Genomic DNA, 22,853 nt, shown 5'->3' with positions numbered 1-22,853 from the left:
ACTAACCCCGATCGAGTTTGAGACAATCAACAACATGGCGCTAGCCGCCTAAGAAACTATCAACCCCACGAGTCAACCAAACCGTGGGCAGTCCCGGGTGTCGTTCGCGGCCGGCCCTCACCTCGGTGTACAGCGTCTTACACGGCAGTTCGGGAAGATCGAGCGCCACGACTCCTGCGAAGTGGGGTCCACCAAGAAGAGCAGGAACAGCCGCTACAGCATGACCGTTGCGCACTAACTGCAGATTCAGCAATGGGTCTGGCGTTTCCGCCAGCACACGCGGCTCGAACCCTGCTTCGCGGCATCGGCCCACAGTCCATCTGTGAATCCGCGTGCCGGGGGCTCCATCGCCCAGGGTGCCTCCCTCAAATCGGAGAGACTCCGTATCCCACCGGCTGGCGCTGGCCCTAACGTGATGATGCCGATGCCCTAGAAAATTGGGGGAAACTTCCAGGACACCGGCACGGTGAGCCGTGGACTCTCGTACGGCTCTCTTTCCACCGTACTTTCCGTTTATGTGAGCTAGCAGGGTGGCGGCAGTCCCGTGGGAACGTCGAAAAGGTACAGGAAAGACTACGCGAGGTTGCCCTGCGCACCCGAAAACGCCGATAACGGTCTAATACGTCAGCTGGGCCCAGCGAGATGTTCAGTAGCCGGCATCTACAACTGCAGGATGGTCTTGGGCTAGGTGCTGGTTTTGACTGTGTCCGAGTCGCGAGGTTCTTCTGTTTTAGTTTCGAGTCTTTGCCCCCAAAGAGTGCCGAAAAGGACTAGGAGCACTCCGCCTATTCCAATTGGCCCGAGTACATCACCAGCGAAGGTTATGCCGATCACGGCTGCCCAGACAGGTTCCGTTCCAAGTAGGAGGCTCACCCGAGTGGGTGAAGTTTTCCGTACCGCCCACATTTGGATAAAGAACGGAAAGACGGTGCACGCGATAACGAGGTAAAGCATTTGGAGGATCGTGGCGCTATCCATGGATCTGATGTATGGTCCAACCGCATCGCCGGTAAACGTAGCAAGGGCGAGAAAAACGATCCCACACGTGCTCATTTGAACCAAGGTGAGTGAAAGAGAGTCAACGTCCTTGCCAGAGGAAAGCCTGTGCATACTGACCACGTGAATGGCACGCACTACGGCTGCAACCAAGATAAGTCCGTCCCCGAGTCCGAAAGCCGTGGGGACGCCCTCGGTCGCGAGGAAGTAGACGCCAGCAACGGCGAGGAGAGCCGCAGCGTAGAACAGCCGATGCAGCCTCCTCTTCCCGACGATGGTTTCGAGTACTGGCGTTATCACGATGGTAAGACTGATGATGAGCCCGGCGTTCGTGGCGCTGGTTTCCGCGATTCCGAAAGTTTCAAAGAAGAACACAGTGGAAAGGATCAAGCCAAGGATCACGCCGACAGACAGGTCGCGCCGCCCAATTCTCTTTCGCGCTATGAGAACGATCGCTCCGAGAATTAGCGCGGTCATAGGCATTCGAACTGCGAGAACTGCAAGTACTGATCCGCCCTCAACAAGTTCCTTTGCCACCCAATAGGTGGAGCCCCATGCGATCGCGACAAGCATCAGAAGCAAATCCACGGTTAGGCTTCGACCCTGCTTGCTGCGAGCAGGCGACTGCATGGTTTCAGACAACGGCTGGCTCACGACGCGGAGTGTCAAGCGGTGATGCAGCGTATGCGAGTTTCTCGGTGATGACAGATTCCTCTTCCCAGGTGTCCCTGTCCCGCAGGTATAAGGGCTCGGCAGCAATGATTCTTACCGTATCTGCTGATTGTTGGCTCAGTTTCCACGTCACGGTCCCGTTGACCCGCATTGAAGCGTGATCAATGAATGCCTGGGCCGCCTCTCGTAGGCGCCCGAACCACCGCCCCTCTACGGCTTCGGTGACCCAGGTCTGTTCAATGTCGATCTTCTGACGGATCAGACGCTGATCCAAGCAGGCCGTTTCTAAGTGCCGCAAAGTTCGCAGGATGATCCATGCCGCGGGCATTTCTCGGACTTCGAGCACCTTTTCACCTTGATCGAGATGCTCTAGCCCGCTGTAGCGGCCATAACCGAATTTTCCGACGCGTTCGTTGAGGTCTTCGATGATCGTCAGCAGGGGCAGTCGTTCGCCGTTGATGCGAACGGGAAGTCCGTCTTCAAAACTAATGGAAAGCTCTTCACCACGCGGAGCCTCGTCTTGTTCCTTCGTCCACAGATAGAGGTCTTGTTCCATTGCATGGTTTTCCGGATCGTCAAGGAACCCGGATTCATACTCCCTACACCACAGGTTTGAATCACCGCTGACCACTCGCTCAGACATTTTGCTGAGTCCGGCAGCGGCCAGGTGATGGATTTTCGTGGCCCGGTTGATCGGATCGAGATCGTAGGGACTCCCATAGCTGCCAGTGAAACCACTGTCCTTTAGGGCGCCGTTGAGACGCCTCAGCGAATTCTGCGATCGGTTGGCGGTGTGCAGGACAAGGGAGGCGCCCTTCTCTGCAGCGATTTCAAGCGCTATCCGAGCTATGAGCGGCCTTGACAGGGATGAGCTGATGGGGTGGGTGTTGAGGTACACAGCGTGTGCCCTGATAGCAGGCGCAACGTGATGATCCACAAACTGCTGCCGAGCATCAATCGAGTGGAACGATGCTCCCAAAGCCTCGGCAATCGCCGATTTGCCTGTATGGGATTCAATATCACCAACGTCTATTGAGACAGCGTGGACGTTGCGTGCACCAAGTTGCTGCAGACGATATAACAAGTAGGTGCTGTCCAACCCACCACTAAACAACGTGACAATGGGCAGGGAAGGATCAATGCTGGCGTTCTCGAGCTGCGCGAACGAACGGATTAGTTGAGTCACCGAACAGCGCTAGTCGGAGATTACCGAGAACATAGCAATCAGGACATCCCGATGCCCCTGATCACTGTTGTCCGCGAGGGTCAGACCTGTGACGTCATGCAAAAGCTTGTGATCATCGACAAAGAGATACTCCCCGGGCTGGCTCAACTGAACTTCGTCGACCTTGCTTCTGTTGGATGCGAGATACACGCTGCTTTCGCCGCCCTCTGCACCAACCCGATCAACAAAGAAGGTAAGCACGTAATCCACACCGTCACGGTGTATTCCTTCAGGCGCGGGCTGCCCAACTTCGCCAACAGAAGTCAGGATACGGTTCTGAAAGCATTGCGCCCGCCAGGATTCTCCTGGACGAACCGATTCTAGATAAACCCCACATTTTTCGAAGATTCCCGCAAGAACGGGGCTGGCAACCGCTTCGTCCGAGAATGGTTTGTACGACCGGCTGATACCACCGTTGAGGTGGTTGACGCTTTTGTCCTGCGAATATGGAACATGCGGCAGGAGTTCGAATTCGCCGGAAGCAGCAGTCATTGAAAACTCTGAATACCGGCGGAGGCGGTATTTGCCGCCGTCCGCCATATAGGTATCCGGGCGCAGATCGGACCAGGTACCGGCGAACTCTTCCCACCCTTGGATACTCCGCTGAGGGTCACCTTCCGAACTAGAAAAGAAGTCGTGAAGAAACCCGTCGGACTCAAGTTTTTCGACCGCAGTGGCAGTGTGAGCAGCGCTCATGATATCCCCATATCAACATGGCCTACCCGAGGCTCCATTTGCCGGTAGCCGAGCCGCGCCTTCGCAGCTCTGTAGACAATCAGGACACTACCCGCGGAGATTCACCCACCAAAAAGTACAAAGAACTTCTCTCGGAGCCCCTCTACAAAATCCCAATACCACTCAAACGTCCAAGATGGAATAGAGCACCGGGAAATAGGAATATTTTCTGATAATTACTTGAAGTTTCTCATTTATTAGGGGATAGTTCGCACCTTGCACAATCTAATCCAGATCGCATCCCCGCCCGCTATTAAAACGTGACTGCAGTCACATCCGGCTAAGTTTGAGTCGAAGCAACAAAGAGTAATCTGATTCCAATCATAGGAGTTTTCTTAATATAGTGCCCCTGCTCGGCGGAAGTGATCGCCTTAACGCTGACAACATCCTGCTATGTCAACGAATGGCACCCAAGGCCGCCGATTCGCGGCAAAGTGGCTGTTCTCGGGAGAATGAGTCCATGACATCTGCCGACGTTGTTCTTCCCGATGGCTATGGCCAGACACTCAATATGCTCAAGGGCCACGTCCGTGATGCCAGGATCCAAGCGCAGCGCACCGTCAACACTGAGCTAATTCAGCTGTATTGGTCGATTGGCCGGGAAATCTTGATCAGACAGGATCAGCAGGGTTGGGGAACCAGAGTCATCAGTCGCCTCGCCGGGGACCTCCAAAAGGAATTCCCCGATATGAAAGGTTTCTCTCCGCGGAACCTGCAGTACATGACGACGTTTGCCCGAGAATGGGGTGCAGGTTCAATTGCGCCACAACCTGTGGCGCAATTGCCGTGGGGCCACATCCGAACGATCATCGACAAGTCCCTATCCCCGGAATCGCAGGCTTGGTACGCCGCGGCAGCAGTGGAGTACGGCTGGTCACGGAACGTGCTGCTGAACATGATCATGAACAAATCCATGGAACGCACCGGGGCCGCACCGTCGAACTTCACCCGGAGCCTCACCTCACCCGATTCCGAACTGGCGCAGCAAGTCGCTAAAGACCCGTATGCCTTCGAGTTCCTTGGGCTATCCGGCGAAGTCGCCGAACGCGACCTCGAGGCGGCACTAACAGAGCGGATCGTCGACACGCTGCGCGAACTTGGTCCCGGTTTCGCGTTCGTTGGCCGGCAAGTGCATTTCGACGTCGGCGGAGACGACTTCTACATCGACCTCCTGTTCTTCCACGTCGAGCAACTCAGATACTTTGTGATCGAACTCAAGACCGGGAAGTTCCAGCCCGAGTACGCCGGGAAACTGAACTTCTACGTCGCCCTGGTCGATGACCAGCTCAAACTCCCCGCACACCGCGAAACGGTCGGGATCCTGATCTGCGGCAGCAAAAATGAGCACACCGTCCGGTACGCCCTCGGTCGTGCGGATTCACCGATGGCGGTGTCTACCTACACCTACGAATCCCTCCCGGCAGCAGAAAAAGACGCTCTTCCCGGCGCTGAGGAACTCTCCGCTGCCTTTGACCAGGTTGAGCCACCAATCGATCCCACCCAATAAACTCTTCCCAAGAAACCCGAGTCTCTGTCATCTCGGGGGCATTCCTTGGAACTTTGGGATGTGCTTCGATGAACCATGGCTCCCCCGGTCGCCCCACCAGCAGTTGTCACCGAAGACTTGGCACGTCTACGGGTGGCGCTGGATTCGACCGTGCCAACTAAGGATTACTCGAATCTTCTGATTGCGACGTGGAATCTGCGCGCGTTCGGTGACCTGACCGAGAAGTGGGCATCCGGGCCGGCGGATTCCCCTAAACGGGACTTCCACGCCTTGGCTTGTATTGCCGGCATAGGCTCGCGTTTCGACGTCCTTGCCCTCCAGGAAGTACGCAGGAACACGACCGCGCTGCACCACTTGATGGGTCTTCTCGGCCCTGGGTGGCGGTTCATCACTTCCGACGTCACCGAGGGCCCGGCAGGTAATGGTGAACGCCTCACCTATCTTTTCGACACCACCCGCGTTCAACCCTCCGGCCTCGTTGGAGAGATTGTTCTTCCCCCGGGAACGGACGGACCGGTGGCCCAGTTTGTTCGCACCCCCTATGCCGCCGGATTCACCCGCGGAACCGCAGGGTTCGTACTCACCACCGTGCACGTCCTCTGGGGCACCAGGTCCGCCGCCCGACTGCCCGAGATCACAGCGTTCGCTCAATGGATGCGCGGTTGGGCGAACCGCCCCGATGACTTCAACGAAAACCTCCTCGTCCTGGGAGACTTCAACCTTGACCGCCTCGGTGACCCCCTCTATGAGGCATTCGTCTCCACCGGGCTGTGGCCACCAACAGAACTCAATGACGTGCCGCGCACCATCTTCGATGATGACAACAGCACCAACTTCTATGATCAAATCGCCTGGTTCTCAGAGCCAGACGGCACCACCTTGCTCCAAACCCTCACCTACACCGGGAGGGCAGGGCACGTCGACTTCCTCCCCCACGTCCTCACCGGGCATACCAAGAACGAGGTGTCCTGGCGGATCTCCGACCACTACCCCCTCTGGACCGAATTCCGACTTACTGACCCCTAACGAGGGCCCCCCGTTCCACAAGCTGGCTATGTCAACAAGCCCGGGGCCTTCACAGGTCCCCGGGTGCAGCATGAGCTGTGAGCTGCCAACAAGCACCGCACCCATGGTGCAGATTAGGCCTTCCGCAAGCCACTCTGAAAGCCATAGTGTGTGGCCGTGACCTTTCCCGCCGGCACCAAGGTGGAGGACCCCGACGACTGGGGCCCGTGCATTTCCACGGCAGAGTGGAAGCTCATGTATTTGCGGGGATTACCACCCGAACGAATAGCTAGATTATGCCGGGTGCCAACGGAACGGGTCCGCAGAGTCCTCCGAGAATTCGAAAGGAACCACCCGGATCTGGCCGGTAAACGCCTGATACTTATTGATCGCCCCGCTCCCCCAACTGCTGGTGAACTGCGCCGTACACGCAGGCCTGCCTGGGACACCCACCTCGATGAGCTCAAGGACTTCTACCAGCAGCACCAGCAGCGGCCACGCATCCTCTCCAAAGATCCTGTTGAGCAGCGCCTCGCCGTATGGGTCGCAGGCCAACGCAAACAAATCCGGAACGGAGCTATAGACCCCGCCCGACGAAAACTGCTCGACGCAGCACTCGGAGACTGGATCGGCCCCCCCACGGCCAACAGCCGAAACCAACCTGTGGAACCAACGGTTGATCGAAGTGGCGACCATAATCGCCGATGAGGGACGCCCACCCCGGTTTCATAGAGGTACCGACCGGCACGAAAACACTTTAGCCACTTGGTTAGTCACTCAACGTGGACTCCACCGCCGCGGCGCCTTGGACCCAAACCGGTGCGCACGGCTGAATGAGCAGCTCCCGGGATGGGCTACCAGCTGGCGATAGCTGCACAAACGTAGGTAGGCCACCACCCCGAACGGGCACGAATAACGAGACAAACACCGTCAGCGTGTCGTGTCCGGCACAGGTACTACGGCAATCACCGTTATCGGGCGAGGCCGAATTTACTCCACTTCGCTTCTTGCTTATCCGTGTACCTCATTGTTTTCGACATGCGGAACCGAGACGCCGTCTCCCCCGCGTGTGAGGTGCGACGGTGCAGGCTACTGACGCTTCGGGGTGAGGGCTCGGTAAGTCAAAAACCCATAACCAATTGCCACGCCGCTGCCAAGAAGGACTCGCCCCGACCATGCGATCTGGGGGTTCGAAGTCCACAAAGTCATTACCCAGAATGCGGTGGCCGCCGACGCAGTGGTCCAACCCAATACTCGACGTCTACCCCCTGCGGACGGGTTACTCCTGGTGTCAGTCCTCAGGCGCACGAAGGCGACGACAATACCGCCAACAATCCCCACCATCAACCCTGGCACGACACCCGAGCTCAGCATGGTGCCTTCGGGCAGGAGGACTTGACCCATCATGCCGGCGATCACGCCCAAAAGCGCTGACTCGATCATGGGCCTGACGAAGGACCGAAGCATGCGTCTCGGCGTCTCCTGCATCACAATGCCTTCCCGCCTAAAGCTTTCGCCGCGCGGTCCCTGATTGCACCCTAGCCGCCGATCACCACTAATAAAACACCGCCACCTAGCCATCACATCCACACGTCGTGTCTCACCTGCCAGTGTCTCTATATCCATCGTTACCGAACGCAGCTGGACGTGCGTTGTTAACTCGCGTTCTAGTCGTGTACACATGGGGTATGACACCAGAGGCTCTAGAATCCGCTCAGGACGATTGCCTGTTTTGCGGCATTGTTAGTCTCGATTCCAAGGATCAAATCTTCTTCTCCAGCGACGATGTTGTGGCCTTTCTCGATATCGATCCGGCTACCCGAGGGCACACCTTGGTGGTGCCACGTATTCACGCGGCCACCGCCTTCGATATGAACGAGGAGCAATTCTCGGCCACGATGAGAGGCGTCTGGCGCGTCGCCAACCTGCTCAGGCAACGGCTGAATCCTGAAGGCCTAACTCTGATTCAGAGCAACGGCGCCGCAGCGTGGCAGGACGTATTTCCCCTACATGTACACCTAATCCCTCGATATCAGGGGGGCGACCTGGTACGTCCCTGGGGTAATGAGGCGGGCACGCTTGAGCCGGTTGGATACGTCGACGATCTGAATGCTCTAACCACTGATCTGAGAGGTACGAGCGGCTACAAAGCGCGATCCGCCCACTGACGGGCCGACCCTGCGGAACGTCGGCGGTCGGGGTTTGCTGCATACACTTGGCGGCATGAGTGATAGCCAAATTGAGATCGACTGGAACTCCGCCCGAGAGGTTAACCGGAAAAACTGGGAGGATCGTGTTCCTCTGCACGAGGAAGCGTATGCAGTTAGTGAGCTGGACGATCCAAGCCATCTAACCGAAGTGATTCGGACGGATCTTGCTGCGCTTGCACCCTTTCTTCCACACGGCACTGTCAGCGGCTTAGATGTCTGTCATCTCCAGTGTCACATTGGAACTGACACGCTGTCCCTAGTCAGGGCAGGCGCTCAGGTTACCGGAGTTGATTTCTCCTCAGGTGCTTTGACCTCTGCGGCTACTCTAGGTGAGCGGTTGGGTCTTGAGGCGACGTGGGTTGAGACTGACGTTCTGGAGGCGCGTGCTGCTGTCGAAGGTCATTTTGATTTGGTCTACACCAGCATCGGAACGATTAATTGGCTACCAGATCTTGATCGTTGGGCCAGCCAGGTCGAGGGCCTTCTGCGGGCGGGGGGAACGTTCTACATTCGAGATGGGCACCCGTCCCTCTACTCTGTCGATGAACACGCTGATGGGCTGCAGCTTAGGTACCCGTATTTTGCTCATCATGACGCACAAGTGTGGGATCAAGAATCTACCTATGCAGGAGAAGGCAAGGTCGCTAACTCGCGTTCGTATCAGTGGGCTCACCCATTGTCCGAAATCATCAACTCGCTGATCGGCGCAGGATTACAGATCCTGCGCGTTGATGAGAACAAATCGATCCCGTGGAAGTTTTCACCCCGAATGGTGAGATCCTCGGACGGTTTTTCTTGGCCAGAGTCGGAGCGTGAGCTGGTCCCCTGTACCTACACAATCATTGCTCGTAAGGCAGCCGGGTAAGAAGAACGCCGCCGTTTATTGTTGCGATCCGCCGTCATGTTTCACTCGGCGGCGTCACGGAATCCATCTCTAACGGACACTGCTGGATGCGAGTCGCCGCACGACGAGCTCCGGTGTTTATCGTGTTGTTTTTCCGGTGATGAGCTGCCATGGGTGTGGTGCAGGCGTCGAAGTGCCGGTGATGGCGGCTAGGGCGCATGCGGCGCCTTGTTCGCGGAGGTTCTGTTGCACTGTGGTCAACTGTTTGTTTGACGCGGCATCGGATGCGTCCCAGCCCGTTACGGCGAGGTTTTCTGGAACGTAGATGCCGGCTTTCGAGGCGGCCTCTAGCGTTCCCAGGGCTAATTCATCACTCATCGCGAGAATGGTGTCTGGAGGATTTGGACGAGCCAGGAATCGGCTGGCGGCCCGTGCTCCTTCACTGAAGCTGTTGATGGGGCAAGAGGCTACTTCGATGTTCTCCCATCGGAATCCTGCGGCGGTGAGTGCGTCCTGGTATCCCAGGAGCCGGTTCCGTGTGACGGGGAACGTCGCGGTCGCCGGGTCAGGACCCATGCTGATCATCTCGGATCTTGCCTTGGTAAAGGGGAAGCTGATGATGGCGGGGCGTTTGGTCCGTTGAAGACCCAATGCTGCGACCGCTCCTGCAGCGGCGCGATCGTCGATGCCGACCAGACCGAATGCCTTCTTTTTGGGCCCGGCGTGGATGATGGCCGGCCGTCCGGTAAGGGCAAGGGCCTCCAGCACCGGGTCATCGTCGGTCGTGGTCCACACAACGAAGGCATCTACCGCTGCTGCGCGGATGCGCTGATCATCGTCAGCAGATCCGTTGGTCGGGAGAATGGTCATCGCCAGCCCGTGCTCCGCGCAGACATCGGCGATCCCGGCGAGGAAGCGCGTCGCCTGGGGGTCATCAAAGGCGTAAGGCAGGGTCTCGCCCAGCACGACCCCGAGAGCGCCGCTGGTTCCCTTGCGCAGCGACCGGGCGCTCGGATCGGGCCCTGGATACCCGAGTGCCTCGGCGGCCAGAAGAACTTTTTCCCGGGACCCTGCCGAGACTCGGGAGGGCGTGCTGTAGGTGTAGGAGGCGGTCATCACCGAAACTCCGGCCTCACGGGCTACCTCGCTCAGGGTGATTTTCGATTCTGGTGCTGCAGGTGACATAGGACCAGCTTACTTGTGTATCGTTACACACATGGTTTATTTCTCATCGCAGTCCCCTCGTAGGTTGGCGTGGGCGTCCTATTCGTCCTTTGCCGCATTCGGTGTTTTCTGGGGGACCTGGGGCGCGAGTATTCCCAGAATCAGATCCCAAGCCGACATCTCGGACGGGCAGCTCGGCACAGCACTGTTGTTTATCGGAGCTGGAGCCCTGCCGGCGATGCTCCTGACCGGCAGGATCATTGATCGCTTCGGAGTGCGGATCACTGCGGCCGTCACACTTATTCTTTTGGGGGCCTCCGGACTGATCGTGGCCCTGACGACAACGGGATTCGTCAGCCTGTGCTTCGGGTTGCTCCTGGTCGGCGCAACCAGCGGGGCTGCCGACGTGGCGATCAACTCGGCAGCAGGGTCCGCGGAAAAGCTTGCTGCCACACCAGTGATCACCCGCTCCCATGGCATGTTCTCCGCCTTCGTCGTGGTCTCCAGCCTGGTTACAGGCCTGTCTACTGCGCTGGGCGCCGGCACCACCTTCTCCTTCGTCCTGGTCGTCGCCACGTCAACGATCGCCAGCGGATATCTGCTCTCCGCCCTTCCCGCTGAAATGCCTAGCGCCCCACGACGCACCAGTGCGCAAAAGGACGACCTGCGTCATGTCCGCACCGATCCCGCTTCGGGTGTTCCTGTCGCAGCGATCTTGCTGATAGGAATTCTTGGAGCGCTGGCCTTCGCCGGCGAAAACGCCCATCAGAGCTGGGCAGCCGTGTTCTTCGAAGACGAACTGAGCACCGGTGCGGCCCTGGGTTCCACCGCCCCTGCAGCGTTCGCTGCCGTCGTCGCCATTACCCGCTTCAGCACCGGAGAACTACAACCAGCCCACGCAACAAGAACACTGGTCCTCGGAGCCGCCGCGGCCAGTGTCGGGGCGACGATACTCGCGGCCGCACCAAACGTTATTGTTGCCGTGATCGGATTGGCAGTAGCCGCCGCCGGCACGGCGGTCCTCTACCCGACGTTGCTGGGCATCGTCTCCCGCTCCACCGAAGACGCCACCCGCGGACAGGCAACCTCCCTCCTCACCACGATCTCCTACCTTGGATTCCTCCTGGGTCCCGTCTACGTGGGCCTGTGGTCCGAAGCTGCAGGACTGCGCGCAGCGATGGCCGCCATAGCAGCCCTGTGCGCGGTCCTACTCGTCCTCACACCGATCCTTTTGCGATTCCGGCGGAAGCTCATCGACCCCACACCGCCCGTCGTGAATGCCGCCCACCACCCGAAAAAGGATGACGATGCTCGAGAACATGATCTGGCTGAACGAACCAGCCCAATGGACAAACACCACAGACTCACTGACCGTGACCTCTGATCACGACACAGATTTCTGGCAGGAGACTTTCTACGGCTTCAGCCACGACACAGGACACTTCCTCCACCGTGAGGTGGCAGGCGACTTCACGGCTACGGTAACGTTCACCGGCGACTTCACGACGCTCTATGACCAAGCCGGACTCATGGTCCGAGCCAACAAGCGAACCTGGCTGAAAACCGGTGTCGAATACACCGATGAAGCACTCCACCTCAGCACCGTAATCACCCACGGCGCATCGGACTGGTCCGTAATGTCGCTGCCGAGAACCCCGGACGAGATAACGATGCAAGTAACCCGCCAAAGCAATGTTCTTCAGACCCAGTACCTCCAACCCCACGGGATGATCGGTCAGTGGCGCATGCTACGCCTTGGATACCTACCGCTCGAAGACTCCTGCCAGGTCGGAGTGATGGTGTGCTCCCCAAAACGCGGAGGACTCCACACCCGCTTCACAAATTTCAACATCACCCCAGCACAGCGCATCGACTTACACCCTCACCAGGAACACTGACGCAAAAATAATTGGTCAATGGAAGAAACGAACCGTACCCGACGAAACATGGTGCAGTGATGTGGATAAGGTGATCCTGGCCCAACGTTCACGCATGAAACGGCCGAAGCTGGAAGCCAGCAATGTCTTGCTAGCCCCGACCTCCCTTGACACGGCGTATCCGTCGTCAAGAAGCGCCAGGAAGAGTTTCGCATCCTTTTGAGTGGAGACCTCAATGATTTGCCACTCATCAGCCACGATGCCGTCCGACCGTGTGCTCGTTCTCGGGCGCAGGTAGGCAATCGGCCTGGTAGACGCCGGGGCATATCCGTCCCTCAGCAGTAGGTCAACGAGGCTTTGTGATGGCGTGGTTGCGATAAGAGTTGGGTGGTGTTGGGTCGGGAACTGTCTGAGTACGCTAGGCAGCGCCTCAACCGACTCTTCGTCCAGGCCTTCGACTGTGTTGAGGAATCCATACTCTTCGGCGGTTGCCATGCTGGCCCGCAGCCCGCCGTGTAAAAAGGCCTCGAACCGTCACAAGAAGCCCCGCGAGTCGCTAGGTGGGTCCAGATCGGGCCGTCACCGTGGGGCCACTTGAACGTGTCATAGTCAGCCCTTCTACGGTATCCGGCATAAGCGAAGCATAACTTCAACTGATCAGCTGTGTGGCTGCAACTATTACGGTCCGGGTTCGGCTGCGCTCACTGGTTCATCCTCCGTAAGTACTGAACCCAGGCGGGTCGCTTAAAGTTGGTGGGGCCGACTTCTGCACCACACAGTTACCGGCCCCGTTGTTCCTTCTGGTTTTCCCTGCGAAAGGAAATCTGGTTTTAGCCTAGCGGTTTCTCCTCGCGAGGCATCTGCCTCGCCGTTTGTGGTGTGATGCGCTGGAGGAGTGCGTCATGGCTTTGTTGCAGCGTGTCGGCCCGGGCGCGAGCGGCTGCCAAGTCAGTAGCGAGCGTGCCAGCGTCGGAGCGGGAACGCTCAGCGGCGGTTTCCGCTTGATGGGCACGTTCCTCCGCGTCCTCCACCCGCCTCACGGCGGCTGCGAGTTCCGCGTTCAACGCCGCGGCCTGAGCATTCTTTTCGTTGGTGATCCGATCGAGGTCTGCCACGAGCTCGGCCAGCTCAGTATCTTTGTCGTGGCCCTCTTTCACCCAGCGGGCTTCGAGGGCTGCATGCTGCTCGGCAGCCAACGCCACAGCATCAGCCCACACCGATCCGACCAACCGCGCCGCCTGCTCCAGTAGCGGTTGCGGTGTAGCGACGATCCGTGAGCCGGCAACAGCGCTCTCTTCCCTCCACGCCTTCAAATACCTGGTGGCGTCGGCGTTAGAGACTCCCGCGGCTTCCCGGACACTAGACACCGTGGGGTTACGCTCAGCACTGATTTTCTCGGCGGCGGCATACACCCTGTCCCTGGCAGACCCCGTCGGGCTAACTTGCTCACTCATCACAGCGGACCACTCTCGAAGTAGTAGGAATAGTAGTAATCCTACTACTATTCCTCTACGTTTGCTATCTCTGCCGCTTTGGTTGTGCCAGGAGGACCCGGATTCACCGGGGATCCGGTTCAGTGCGGCACAGCGGATCCCCTCTTGGCGGGGATAACTTAGCCCCCAATGCCGGCCCATAGGGCCCGAGGGTCGAGGGTTTAGCTGTTGGGCTGATGCTTGGCGTCGGTCCAGATGAAATCTGGACGTGAGCCGTTCAGCTGCAGGGGCATGTTCTCGGCCAGGGCTCGCTCTGCGGTGGTATCTGGCGCGTAGGTCAGGGTGTGTGCTGGCTGGATGAGATCGGTGCCGGGCATGGTGTGTCCCCTGTTCTCTGGATCGCTGATAGTTGTTTCACTGTATCGGCCTGTCCTCTAGGGCGTGTCTCCTTATTGTTCGGTGAGGTCTTTGGGATGCTGGTGGTATGTCACGTACTGCTGTTTTGTCGGATGCTCAGTGGGCTCGGATTGAGCCGTTGATGCCAAGCTCGGACGGAAGCCCGGGCCGCCCCTTCAACAATCACAGGCTGGTCGTTGAGGGCATCGTTTATCGGTTCCGGGCAGGAATCCCGTGGCGGGATCTGCCGGAGTGTTTCGGGTCGTGGAAGACGGTGTGGAAACGCCACCGCCGGTTCAGCAGCGATGGCACCTGGGACAGGATCCACACCCAGTTGCTGGCAGAAGCTGACGCGGCAGGGATGATCGATTGGGAGGTTTCCGTGGACTCGACAGTGAACCGGGCTCACCAACACCCAACCAACCTTCCGCGCACCACAGGGGGACCTGTCGAATTACATGAAACTGCGCGAGGAGCCTCCTGACCACGCGATCGGCCGCTCCCGTGGCGGGTTGACGACGAAAATCCATCATCTCTGCGACGGGAAAATGCGGCCGTTGGTGATGCTCATCGGACCGGGCCAGGGCGGGGACTCACCAATGTTTCCGCTCTTGCTCGATGCGTTGCACGTCCCGCGGATAGGCAAAGGCAGGGCTCGGACCAGGCCGGACCGGGCGTTGGGAGATAAGGCGTATTCTTCCAAAGCTAACCGGAACCTCCTGCGTTCCCGCGGGATCCCGGAACGCTCCGACCAGCAAGCGAACCGTAAACGCCGCGGCCGCAGTGGTGGAAGACCCGTCGGTCTCGACAGGGAAGCCTACAAACGGCGCAACGTCGTTGAACGTTCCTTCAACACCTTCAAACAATGGCGCGGTCTGGCCACCCGGTACGACAAACTCGCCCTCACCTACCGCGGAGGAGTCGTACTCCGAGCCATCACTATTTGGCTCAAAGAATTAGGAGACACGCCCTAGTGGCTTGTCCTGCGTTGGCTTGTCCTGCGTTGGGTTGTTTTGGGGCGCCGGTGGACTGGTGGCACGGCTGGATCCCGGGTGGGAGCAGACGGTGTGTAGGTGCGGCGACCGGAGGAGCGAAGCGGGGGAGGTCGCCGCCGCGCATCCTGGCCGGTGATCGTGGAAGTGCGTAGAGCGGGGCCGGGAACCTGTCGTGGTTCCCGGCCCTGCCGTAATTGTTAGTGCTGGTAGGCCGTTTTTTGGCTCTTGGTGCATTCAGCGATGACGCCGGTGCCGGTGAATTTCAGCAGCAGCGCTGCGAGTCGGCTGCCGGGGTCGGCTTCTTGGGCTTTGGTCAGGTACAGGTGGGCGATTGATCCCTTGCCCTTGTACCAATTGATCCAGCCGAGCAGGGTAAATAGTGGTGCTCGGGCTTCGTTCGGGGTGAACGGGAGTAGGTCGGTGGCGAGCTGTTGCACGGCATCGACTCGGCTCCAATCGGGTCGGCCAACGAATCGGCCGATCAGGGTCAGAGTCGTTTCGTGGGGGTCGTTGCTGGTGTTGATGGTGTCCGCCATGATCCGGTCCCGGACGTTCGGGGCGTGGAGTGCTGCGACGAGCTGCACCGCGGTTTCCTCGGTCGGGGTGGTTCCGGTGGTGTCCTGCCAGAGGGCCCGGTTTTCGGTCATCACGGGAGTTGTCCAGTCGGTGGGGTCGATCTCTGCCCAGCCGGTCACGGTTTCCGCGATCCGGTTCAGAACGGTTTCCGCGTGTCCGCCGGTAAATACTGGGTCCGTCACGGTGTCCCTTTGCGCGTTGGAGCCGTCAAAGATCAGTCGGGCATTCAGGGCGCTGTCGGCGATTTCTGCCAGCGGGTGCGTGGTGCAGCAGTCCTCGTCGTCGCAAAAGTAGGTCATCCAGTGCTCATCGGTGACGAGCCAGCTATCACGGATATTCATGCCCGCGGCGTGTAGCGCCGTATCGAGGGCTTGGGCGTGGGTGGTGAATGGTTTTACACCGTCGGTGGTGGGCTGGTTGGTGTAGAGGATGAACAGGGAGCCGTCAGCGTCTTGATCGTTGGCGAGGTAGCCAATGACTGACGCGGCGATCGCTTCCGGGTTGCCTTCTTGGTGCGCGTCGATGCGCAGCGTCACGCCGAGCTGCTTGCCGTGCATGGTCATCAGCACGAAGGATTCACGCGGGGCGAATCCGAGGGTGTGCGGGACGTAGGCCAGAATGTCAGCCGGGGACGTGACGGCGATGGGTGAGTTGTTCATGGTGGTGCTCCTTTTCGCAGTGGCGGGGGTCGGTGGTGGGGCTTCTAAAAGTGGTGGTCCAGTAGTTGGCCCTTCCCCCGTTGTTTTTGCCTGCTGGCGAAGCATGGCGTAGCTGTGTCTGTCGGAACCTGGTCAACCCGTAGGGCAAGAGAGCGGGGCAAGGTGGGAGGAAATAAGCGACGTAGGAGCGCCGGACACGGTGGGTTGATCGCGTAGCGGCGTAGCCGTTGAGCTGGTGGAGCAGGTACGTATGATCCGAAGGACAGCAGCAAAAAGAGAAAGATCCTGCCGGCGGCGACGTCTAGGAGCCGGCGGCAGTACAGGCCGCAGCGCAGCGAAGGTCCGCTTGTTCCTGGTGCGAGCTAGCGAGTACCTGGGGCTCTTGTTCGCCTGGGCCGGCTCCGTCCGGGACAGGCAGCACCCCCGCGCTGTGGTGGGCGGGGGCACTGGGCCGGGTGATTAGCTCACTGCCTCGGTTGGCGTTTCCGCTGCGGTTGCTGCTTCTTCGCTGGTGTGGTGGTCCCTGATCTGGGCGTAGTCGGCCTTTTGGGTCCAGCTGTACCCGGTGATGAGTGAAACGGTTTTCTGGTTGGCTCGGGCTACTTCGTGCCAGCTCCCACCAATGCGGACGTAATCGCCTTTGTTGATCTGTTCGCGGGTGTAGTTGGTGGCCTTGCCTTCGGCTATCTGGGTTTCCCTGATGCCCTGCCAGTAGGTGAGCTGGTCAAGCTCATCGGCCAACATGCCTTCAAGGTGCGCCCGGTAGTCTCCGGTGGCCGGTTTCGTCGTTTCGACGTATCCCCCGGCGAATGTGTGGGAGCTGCCGTCGATTTTGCGTTTCGTGGCGCGGATTCCGGTTTCTAGGGTTTTGATCCGTGATGCCACGGCGGCGGGGCTGTAGCGGCGGTCAGTGGTTTGTGCTGCTGTAGCGGCGCGTTCGGCGGTTGCCTTGGCTTCCTCGGTGGCTTGGACTGATTTGCCCATGGCCCGGTCTGCGGTGGCAATGGCGCGGCGGTGCCGGTTCTCTGAGTGGTGGCCTACCTTGATGGGCTCCCCACCTTCGGGCAGTCGGCGCAGCGCTGCCCGCGCTGAGTCGTAGGCCGCTGTTTCGGCGTCTTGTTTCCGGTCGGCCTTCGCGGCCAGGGCGTCGGCGCGGTCCTGCTGCCGCTCAATCTTTCCCGCTTCTACTTCGGCGGTGCTGCGGCTGGTGCGGTCAACGTCGGTTTTGACGCTGAACCCTGCCTCGGTCAGTGCTGCTGTGGTGGGGTTGATGACGTGCATTTTGGGCTGACGGTCCCGGGACACGGGCACAAACCACGCGGCGATGCTGCGGCCCCAGCGCCAGCCGTTGACCTTTAAGATGGGCGCGGTTCCATCGCCCTTGGCCGTTCCCTCGATCAGGGTTCCGGCTTCGTGGGTGTGGGTGATGGTCAGCGTTGCGGTGCTGGTGTCGGTGGTCATAACGGTGTGCTCCTTTTCGCAGTGGTGAGGGGTCCGGTGGTGGTGATCCAGCAGTTGGCCCTTCCCCCGTTGTTTTTGCCTGCTGGCGAAGCTTGCGGAGCTGTGCCTGTCGGAACCTGGTCAACCCGTAGGGCAAGAGAGCGGGCCAAGGTGGGAGGAAATAAGCGACCTTGGGAGCGCCGGACACCTTGGCTCGATCGCGCAGCGGCGTAGCCGTTGAGCTGGTGGAGCAGGTACGTATGATCCGAAGGACAGCAGCAAAAAGAGAAAGATCCTGCCGGTGGCGACGTAGGAGCCGGCGGCAGCACAGCCCGCAGCGCAGCGAAGGGCCGCTTGTTCCTGGTGCGAGCTAGCGAGTACCTGGGCCTTGTTCGCCTGGGCCGGCTCCGTCCGGGCCGGGCAGTACCCCCGCCGGTTTTCGGCGGGGGCACTACTTCCCCGGTTTAGGCTTCGTCGGCGTGGTCGGCTTCCTCGGCGGTGAGTTCTTCCTCTTCGGCTTGCACCTGTGCGAGCGTTTCCCCCGGCTCCTCCACTGGGCTGGTTTCCGCGCTTCCGTGGTTGGTGATGATGGTTTCAACGTCGCTGAGGGTGTAGCCCCATGTGGTGAGCTGGGTCAGGTAGTGCTTAGCGGTGCCGCTCGGGTTGCGCCATGACTGGCGGGTGAGGCTCTTCTCGAATCCTGCGAGGACGACGGCGAGGGTGTTGGTTTCGTGGCGTCCGGTGGGCTTGGCGGTGATCTTCGCCAGCTCGCCGTAACCGTCTTTGCCTCCGAGTAGTTCGGCGGCGAATCCGGTGTGCTTGGAGAGGCCGTCAGCAACGGTGTAGGAGTGCGCTCCCATTGACTGGGCGATAAAGCGTAGGGCGTTCTTCGGGGCCGTCTTGGGCTTGAGTAGGGTTTTGAGGAAGTCCACGCGGACCGTTTCGGCGGCGTCCCATGCTTTATTGTTTTCGATCACGCGGCGGCGTTCTGCTTTCTCGTCCTCGGTCATTGGCCCTGTCCGGGTGGCGCCGGGTTTGGTGAATCCTGCTGCTTTCCAGTCGGTGTTGATGAGGGTTATCCGTACTTCGCCGTTGTAGCTGATTCCTATGTGCGCGGCGTCCGCGTCGTCGTCGGTGAGTGGTTCACCGTCGATGGTGCGCAGGTCGCGGATATTCGCCATGGGACCTTTGTAGTCGTAGTAGTTCAGATCCTCGGCAACTATTTTGAGTCCCTGAGTGGTGGCGGTGGCCGCTGCTTCGGCCATGAGCGCGGCGCGGGTGCGGTCGTCGCGGAGCCGTTGGGCGGTGTGGTCAAAGCTCTGCGGGTTGTGCGCGGCGGTGGTTTCGAGTTTGGTGATTGCTTCTGCGTCGCCGCTGAATTCTTCGATAACTGCGGCCTTGTCCAGTGTCATGCCTTGGGCGAGTGCTGCGCTGGCGGTGTCGTCGGCCCGGACTTTCAGTGCCGCGTCCACGGTGGTCTTTTTCGCGCCGGTCTTTTTCGCGATCTGGGTAGCTGAGACTCCGAGTAGGGAAAGCTGGTGGAACGCTTCGGCGCGGTCGTTGTCGGTGAGTCCTTGGCGCTGGTCGTTTTCCACGACCTGCTTAGCTAATCTGTCGGCTTCTGTGAGGCTTTCGACTACGTAGACGGGCATGAGGTCGAGCTTCGCTTCTACGGCGGCGAGGGTGCGCCTCTGTCCGTACAGGACGTGCACTCCCCCGCTTTCGGTGCGGTGGGCGACGACTGGCTGGATTACTCCGTGTTCTTTGATGGAGGCCAGGAATGCTTTGTCGAGCTGCACATCAGCGCGAACGTTGGCATCAATGGTCAAGGTAGTGGGATCAATCATTTCGAGAACAGACATAGTAGTGGTGCTCCTAGTTCGCAGGGTGTGGGCGGGGAACCGGTGGTGACCAGCAGTGTGGGTTCCTCTCCCCATTGGTTTTTGCCTGCTGGCGGAGCATCGCGTAGCTGTTCCTGACGGAGCAGTGCTCAACGCCGTAGGTGCAAGGGTGGATCCATCCTGGAAGGAAATAAGCGACGTAGGAGCGCCGGACAGGATTGATGTGCCTGTAGCCGGCGCCAGCCGGTTGACGCTGTGGAGCAGGTACTTATGATCCGAAGGACAGCAGCAAAAAGACGATTGTTTAGGTCTTTACAGCCCGAACGCAGAGAGGTCACTTAGGTTGGCCTGGTGAAACGGATGAGGCTCAAAACCGTGACCATTTGGAGTCTCACAGATACAGAATCGCCTGCAAACGTGGTCCTGAAATTGCCAAAGTAGGCAGCTAACTTGCCTCCGGCGATTGTTGCGAACACCAGTTGGGTATGCCCGATCATCCGGCACGCCAGTCCAAGGTATTCCCGTCAGTGGACAAGGTCAGGCTACCTCGCATGAGGGAGCCTGACCTTCAGCTCGTGACCCCTGTGATTTACCGTTCGCCGCTCGAACCTGATGCAGAAGCCCATCGCGCACGCCGCGGCCACGATTTCTACCGGGGCATTCGCTGCAGCCCGCGGATACTACGGGATGCCGATCGAGCACGAGTTGCGCATTAAGCGCGGAACCCTGGCTCTTGAAAGCATCCACGGCATTAACACCCCGTCCGAAGCCGATGACAACAACGGAAACTAGCCGTCGACGGGCCTACCGCGAGGCATTTCGTTCGGATCAGTACTGAACGGCTCTCCGTCGTTGTACAGCTCCTCCAAACGGGTGCACTCCTGGTCGATGAGCGATGAGATGAAGTCAGACAATGACTTGTACTTGGTCAGATGTCGTGTCTCTAGGTATGTCGAGCGCAGCCTGCGATGGCTCTCCTTGGAATGGTAGAACGAATCCTTGACGGGCTTATCCTCCGGTGACTTCGTCACGGGAGGAGCAACAACCTCAGCAGCAGGTGTAGCAACCGAGGGCTCTGCAACAGCCACCGGCGCCTGGGGTGCTGGAGTGACCACGGCAGGTGCGGCCTGCGCTACCGGCTCTGGCTGCTGGGCGAGCTGCCCAGCGGGCGTGGGATCCACGACCGGCGCAAGAGCCGGCTTCGCAGCAGGCTCAGGTGATACCTGCTGCTCTGCTGTCATATCTTCGACAACGCCGCGCTGCGCAGCCTTCCCCAGGCGTCCGCGTTTCAAAGCATCGAGAGGGTTTGTGCCTCCTCCCCTGCTAGGGGCCGGATCGGTCCTCATGCTTCGCTTTCTTTCCAAATTGCTTCGGCAAGGCGCTGCAGATCATCTCGGAGAGGCCGGGTCGCTGAACCGAAGTTCCTCAACGGCTGCGCTGCGGCCTGTGCCCTCGCAAAAAGCTCCCGGTCGGGCAGGTGAGGCGAGAAAACGGCGTCGCCGAAATCCTTCTCTACCCGGTCGATCCAATGGACCTGGTCGCTGCGGCCCTTGCGGACCTTGTTGATGATCACGCCGATGACTTCGATGTCCTCATTAAGGCTGTCCTGAACTTCACCGATGGTCGCGACGATCTCGGTCAGCCCTTCGACGGACGAAACCCGCGGCTCGGTCACCAGCAGGGCGTGGGTGGCAGCGGTGAGTGCATTGATGGTGAGGAGTCCGAGCGACGGAGGGCAGTCGATGAGGACGATGTCGAACACGTCGGAGACACCCTTGAGGGAGGTCTTCAGCCGGTGCTCTCTCGCCATCATGGAGTCACGCTCCCGGGATGCAAGGTTACGCTCGGAGGCAATCAGGGAGATAGGTGGGTAGTCCTCCCCCTGCTCTGTGCGTGGCAGCCAAGCATCGCCGGTGAAGATGATTGCGTCGGCAGCTATGCCGGGTGCGATTTTCTGGTTCTGTTCCGCGTCACCGTATAGGACGTCGTTGAGAGTGAACTCGGGGTTGTCGATTCCCAGGGCCGAGGTGGTGTTCCGCTGAGGGTCTGCATCGATTACGAGTACGGTCTTGCCCAGATTCTGCGCAAAGACCTCGGCCAGACCTGTGACGAGGGTGGTTTTACCTACCCCGCCTTTCTGGTTGCAGACCGCTATCACTCGTGCCGGCATGTCCCGGAACCTCTCTTAGCCAAATGGATCGTTGCAGCACCAAACCAGCGGGTAGCAAAAATCCACCGGCCGGCACCGATGTTCACCAGAGTAGCGCCGGGGTGACTCCCCCGTGTGAGCCACGCCCGGTGCAACTGGAAACTATTTCCAATTGCAACCCTAACCCTAATGCCCCTATTACAACCGTTCGTGTCATCAGAAGTATTAGGGGCATTAGTTCTATTGCTCCTGTTAGAGGCATTCCACCTAATAGGGGCATTAGAAGCATTGGTGCCAGTTCGTGGTCCCCATGCTCCAGATCGACCATCAGCTATCAGCGGCGCCATCACCCCTAATGGGGGCATTAACCCCATTGCCGGTTCAAGCAGTAACACCCCTATTAGAGGCAATGCTACTGATAGGGGTGTTGGTTGTATCGGGGTTGCTGACGCCTGTGCTGCTCGGCCGACTAGACGCTTGGCGAGCGGGACTGCTTCCCTGGGCTCCCCGGTGATCAGCAGTAGATTCCGTCGCCAGATCAGTGAAGCCCATCCACTGCCGATGAAGTCCACAGCCCTAATACCCCTATTAGTTCCATTGCTTCCAAGAAAGGGGGTGTTAGTTCTGTTACTTCTGTAAGGTACGTTGCGGGTGTTAGTTCTGTTCACTTTTTGGCGGTCTCGCATGTGTTATTTCCGTTAAGGATGTTGTCTCCTGTTACTTCCAATAGTTCTGTTAGTGCTTTCTAGGGTTAACGCCACCATTAAAAGATGCAGGAAAGCTGATTACTTGGATGGGCGGGAACACCCACATTGGCACCGTTAGATCTAATAGGGGCATTAGAGCTGATGGTTCCCTTGCCTCTGTTGCCACCAAAGGGTCTACGAAGTTAGGGAGCGGGATCGGTCGCAATGATTCTGGATGGCCATCTGAAGTCATTGCGTCGTTCTACGGCGTAGTGATAAAAAAGTGGAGCTTCGGCTCAGGGCATCACCCCCAGTGGGGCATTGGCGATGAACCTTTATGGTCCGTTAGAAGGTCCTAATGGAACCGTTGGGTTCTTCATCCCTAATAGGGGTATTAGTTCTGTTGGGTTTGTTAGTACCAAGGCAGAATGACGGGGGAGTGC

At 59.1% G+C, this 22,853-nt stretch carries 21 protein-coding genes and 1 pseudogene; 9 read left to right on the top strand and 13 right to left on the bottom strand.

Annotated features, from left to right (window positions below; all coding sequences use genetic code 11):
- Positions 1-40: 40 nt before the first annotated feature.
- The 4 genes from IWX64_RS17330 to IWX64_RS13310 all read right to left on the bottom strand — a co-directional run bounded on the left by IWX64_RS17330 (position 41) and on the right by IWX64_RS13310 (position 3,589).
- Positions 41-328: a LysR substrate-binding domain-containing protein gene (locus IWX64_RS17330; protein ID WP_442859061.1), complete on the bottom strand. Its 288-nt coding sequence runs from the start codon at positions 326-328 to the stop codon at positions 41-43.
- Between the two features lie 356 nt (positions 329-684).
- The gene (locus IWX64_RS13320; RefSeq protein WP_196867610.1) at positions 685-1,650 is read right to left on the bottom strand and encodes a DMT family transporter; all 966 of its coding nucleotides are present in this window, start codon (positions 1,648-1,650) and stop codon (positions 685-687) included.
- The gene (locus tag IWX64_RS13315) at positions 1,631-2,854 is read right to left on the bottom strand and encodes an argininosuccinate synthase-related protein (protein ID WP_196842264.1); all 1,224 of its coding nucleotides are present in this window, start codon (positions 2,852-2,854) and stop codon (positions 1,631-1,633) included. The genes IWX64_RS13320 and IWX64_RS13315 overlap by 20 nt, the downstream gene beginning before the upstream one ends.
- Positions 2,855-2,863: 9 nt before the next feature.
- Positions 2,864-3,589 (bottom strand): 2OG-Fe dioxygenase family protein, encoded by a 726-nt coding sequence (locus IWX64_RS13310; protein WP_196867609.1) that lies wholly within the window; start codon positions 3,587-3,589, stop codon positions 2,864-2,866.
- A 499-nt stretch (positions 3,590-4,088) separates the two neighbouring features.
- Between IWX64_RS13310 and IWX64_RS13305 the strand changes: the two genes are divergently transcribed.
- The 5 genes from IWX64_RS13305 to IWX64_RS13285 all read left to right on the top strand — a co-directional run bounded on the left by IWX64_RS13305 (position 4,089) and on the right by IWX64_RS13285 (position 9,215).
- A complete protein-coding gene (locus IWX64_RS13305; protein ID WP_196867608.1) occupies positions 4,089-5,135 on the top strand; it encodes a PDDEXK nuclease domain-containing protein in 1,047 nt (348 codons plus the stop codon).
- A gap of 150 nt (positions 5,136-5,285) precedes the next feature.
- On the top strand, positions 5,286-6,161 hold the full coding sequence (locus IWX64_RS13300; RefSeq protein WP_334683302.1) for an endonuclease/exonuclease/phosphatase family protein: 876 nt from the start codon (positions 5,286-5,288) through the stop codon (positions 6,159-6,161).
- Positions 6,162-6,395: 234 nt separating this feature from the next.
- Positions 6,396-6,848 carry a helicase associated domain-containing protein gene (locus tag IWX64_RS17325; protein WP_442859060.1) on the top strand — a complete coding sequence of 151 codons (453 nt, stop codon included), beginning with the start codon at positions 6,396-6,398 and terminating at the stop codon, positions 6,846-6,848.
- Positions 6,849-7,828: 980 nt separating this feature from the next.
- Positions 7,829-8,308 carry an HIT family protein gene (locus tag IWX64_RS13290; RefSeq protein WP_196867605.1) on the top strand — a complete coding sequence of 160 codons (480 nt, stop codon included), beginning with the start codon at positions 7,829-7,831 and terminating at the stop codon, positions 8,306-8,308.
- A 55-nt stretch (positions 8,309-8,363) separates the two neighbouring features.
- Entirely contained in the window at positions 8,364-9,215 is an 852-nt protein-coding gene (locus IWX64_RS13285) for a class I SAM-dependent methyltransferase (RefSeq protein ID WP_196867604.1), read from the top strand.
- 117 nt (positions 9,216-9,332) lie between these two features.
- Here the strand turns inward: IWX64_RS13285 and IWX64_RS13280 are convergent, their stop codons facing one another.
- A complete protein-coding gene (locus IWX64_RS13280; RefSeq protein ID WP_196867603.1) occupies positions 9,333-10,379 on the bottom strand; it encodes a LacI family DNA-binding transcriptional regulator in 1,047 nt (348 codons plus the stop codon).
- Between the two features lie 31 nt (positions 10,380-10,410).
- Here IWX64_RS13280 and IWX64_RS13275 point away from each other — a divergent pair, with 31 nt between their 5' ends.
- Both IWX64_RS13275 and IWX64_RS13270 read left to right on the top strand, forming a co-directional pair.
- On the top strand, positions 10,411-11,742 hold the full coding sequence (locus IWX64_RS13275; protein WP_196867602.1) for an MFS transporter: 1,332 nt from the start codon (positions 10,411-10,413) through the stop codon (positions 11,740-11,742).
- Positions 11,666-12,256 carry a DUF1349 domain-containing protein gene (locus IWX64_RS13270; protein ID WP_196867601.1) on the top strand — a complete coding sequence of 197 codons (591 nt, stop codon included), beginning with the start codon at positions 11,666-11,668 and terminating at the stop codon, positions 12,254-12,256. Before IWX64_RS13275 ends, IWX64_RS13270 begins: the two co-directional genes overlap by 77 nt.
- A 15-nt stretch (positions 12,257-12,271) precedes the next feature.
- Here the strand turns inward: IWX64_RS13270 and IWX64_RS13265 are convergent, their stop codons facing one another.
- From IWX64_RS13265 to IWX64_RS13255, 3 genes are all read right to left on the bottom strand, one after another.
- Complete coding sequence (locus IWX64_RS13265; RefSeq protein ID WP_196867600.1) at positions 12,272-12,730, bottom strand: hypothetical protein; 459 nt, start codon at positions 12,728-12,730, stop codon at positions 12,272-12,274.
- Positions 12,731-13,065: 335 nt separating this feature from the next.
- Positions 13,066-13,689, bottom strand: coding sequence for a DNA-binding protein (locus IWX64_RS13260; protein ID WP_196867599.1), 624 nt, complete (start codon positions 13,687-13,689; stop codon positions 13,066-13,068).
- Positions 13,690-13,889: 200 nt separating this feature from the next.
- Positions 13,890-14,045 carry a hypothetical protein gene (locus IWX64_RS13255; RefSeq protein WP_196867598.1) on the bottom strand — a complete coding sequence of 52 codons (156 nt, stop codon included), beginning with the start codon at positions 14,043-14,045 and terminating at the stop codon, positions 13,890-13,892.
- 107 nt (positions 14,046-14,152) lie between these two features.
- Between IWX64_RS13255 and IWX64_RS13250 the strand changes: the two are divergent.
- Positions 14,153-15,038 (top strand): annotated as a pseudogene (locus tag IWX64_RS13250) (IS5 family transposase).
- A gap of 218 nt (positions 15,039-15,256) precedes the next feature.
- On the opposite strand, the gene IWX64_RS13245 reads toward IWX64_RS13250, so the two are convergent.
- The 3 genes from IWX64_RS13245 to IWX64_RS13235 form a co-directional block, all read right to left on the bottom strand.
- Positions 15,257-16,294 carry a DUF4192 domain-containing protein gene (locus IWX64_RS13245; RefSeq protein WP_196867597.1) on the bottom strand — a complete coding sequence of 346 codons (1,038 nt, stop codon included), beginning with the start codon at positions 16,292-16,294 and terminating at the stop codon, positions 15,257-15,259.
- A 459-nt stretch (positions 16,295-16,753) separates the two neighbouring features.
- Positions 16,754-17,755, bottom strand: a complete 1,002-nt coding sequence (locus IWX64_RS13240; RefSeq protein WP_196867596.1) for a DUF3560 domain-containing protein — start codon at positions 17,753-17,755, stop codon at positions 16,754-16,756.
- A 443-nt stretch (positions 17,756-18,198) separates the two neighbouring features.
- Positions 18,199-19,596 carry a ParB/RepB/Spo0J family partition protein gene (locus IWX64_RS13235; protein WP_196867595.1) on the bottom strand — a complete coding sequence of 466 codons (1,398 nt, stop codon included), beginning with the start codon at positions 19,594-19,596 and terminating at the stop codon, positions 18,199-18,201.
- A 591-nt stretch (positions 19,597-20,187) separates the two neighbouring features.
- Here IWX64_RS13235 and IWX64_RS13230 point away from each other — a divergent pair.
- Positions 20,188-20,367 carry a hypothetical protein gene (locus tag IWX64_RS13230; protein ID WP_196867594.1) on the top strand — a complete coding sequence of 60 codons (180 nt, stop codon included), beginning with the start codon at positions 20,188-20,190 and terminating at the stop codon, positions 20,365-20,367.
- Here the strand turns inward: IWX64_RS13230 and IWX64_RS13225 are convergent.
- Both IWX64_RS13225 and IWX64_RS13220 read right to left on the bottom strand, forming a co-directional pair.
- On the bottom strand, positions 20,364-20,867 hold the full coding sequence (locus tag IWX64_RS13225; RefSeq protein ID WP_196867593.1) for a hypothetical protein: 504 nt from the start codon (positions 20,865-20,867) through the stop codon (positions 20,364-20,366). The genes IWX64_RS13230 and IWX64_RS13225 overlap by 4 nt on opposite strands.
- A 50-nt stretch (positions 20,868-20,917) precedes the next feature.
- Positions 20,918-21,745, bottom strand: a complete 828-nt coding sequence (locus tag IWX64_RS13220; RefSeq protein ID WP_196867592.1) for a ParA family protein — start codon at positions 21,743-21,745, stop codon at positions 20,918-20,920.
- Positions 21,746-22,853: the final 1,108 nt, after the last annotated feature.

Origin of the sequence: Arthrobacter sp. CAN_A212 (assembly GCF_015752345.1) — a bacterium.
Classification (GTDB): Bacteria; Actinomycetota; Actinomycetes; order Actinomycetales; family Micrococcaceae; genus Arthrobacter_D.
Note: the sequence above shows the minus strand (reverse complement) of the source record. Positions and strands in the feature narration are given on the sequence as shown.

Coding starts and splice junctions, on each gene's coding strand:
- IWX64_RS13310 (WP_196867609.1), bottom strand. CDS start 3,589: ATGAGCGCTGCTCACACTGCCACTGCGGTCGAAAAACTTGAGTCCGAC.
- IWX64_RS13305 (WP_196867608.1), top strand. CDS start 4,089: ATGACATCTGCCGACGTTGTTCTTCCCGATGGCTATGGCCAGACACTC.
- IWX64_RS17325 (WP_442859060.1), top strand. CDS start 6,396: ATGTATTTGCGGGGATTACCACCCGAACGAATAGCTAGATTATGCCGG.
- IWX64_RS13290 (WP_196867605.1), top strand. CDS start 7,829: ATGACACCAGAGGCTCTAGAATCCGCTCAGGACGATTGCCTGTTTTGC.
- IWX64_RS13285 (WP_196867604.1), top strand. CDS start 8,364: ATGAGTGATAGCCAAATTGAGATCGACTGGAACTCCGCCCGAGAGGTT.
- IWX64_RS13280 (WP_196867603.1), bottom strand. CDS start 10,379: ATGTCACCTGCAGCACCAGAATCGAAAATCACCCTGAGCGAGGTAGCC.
- IWX64_RS13275 (WP_196867602.1), top strand. CDS start 10,411: ATGGTTTATTTCTCATCGCAGTCCCCTCGTAGGTTGGCGTGGGCGTCC.
- IWX64_RS13270 (WP_196867601.1), top strand. CDS start 11,666: ATGCTCGAGAACATGATCTGGCTGAACGAACCAGCCCAATGGACAAAC.
- IWX64_RS13265 (WP_196867600.1), bottom strand. CDS start 12,730: ATGGCAACCGCCGAAGAGTATGGATTCCTCAACACAGTCGAAGGCCTG.
- IWX64_RS13260 (WP_196867599.1), bottom strand. CDS start 13,689: ATGAGTGAGCAAGTTAGCCCGACGGGGTCTGCCAGGGACAGGGTGTAT.
- IWX64_RS13255 (WP_196867598.1), bottom strand. CDS start 14,045: ATGCCCGGCACCGATCTCATCCAGCCAGCACACACCCTGACCTACGCG.
- IWX64_RS13245 (WP_196867597.1), bottom strand. CDS start 16,294: ATGAACAACTCACCCATCGCCGTCACGTCCCCGGCTGACATTCTGGCC.
- IWX64_RS13240 (WP_196867596.1), bottom strand. CDS start 17,755: ATGACCACCGACACCAGCACCGCAACGCTGACCATCACCCACACCCAC.
- IWX64_RS13235 (WP_196867595.1), bottom strand. CDS start 19,596: ATGTCTGTTCTCGAAATGATTGATCCCACTACCTTGACCATTGATGCC.
- IWX64_RS13230 (WP_196867594.1), top strand. CDS start 20,188: ATGCAGAAGCCCATCGCGCACGCCGCGGCCACGATTTCTACCGGGGCA.
- IWX64_RS13220 (WP_196867592.1), bottom strand. CDS start 21,745: ATGCCGGCACGAGTGATAGCGGTCTGCAACCAGAAAGGCGGGGTAGGT.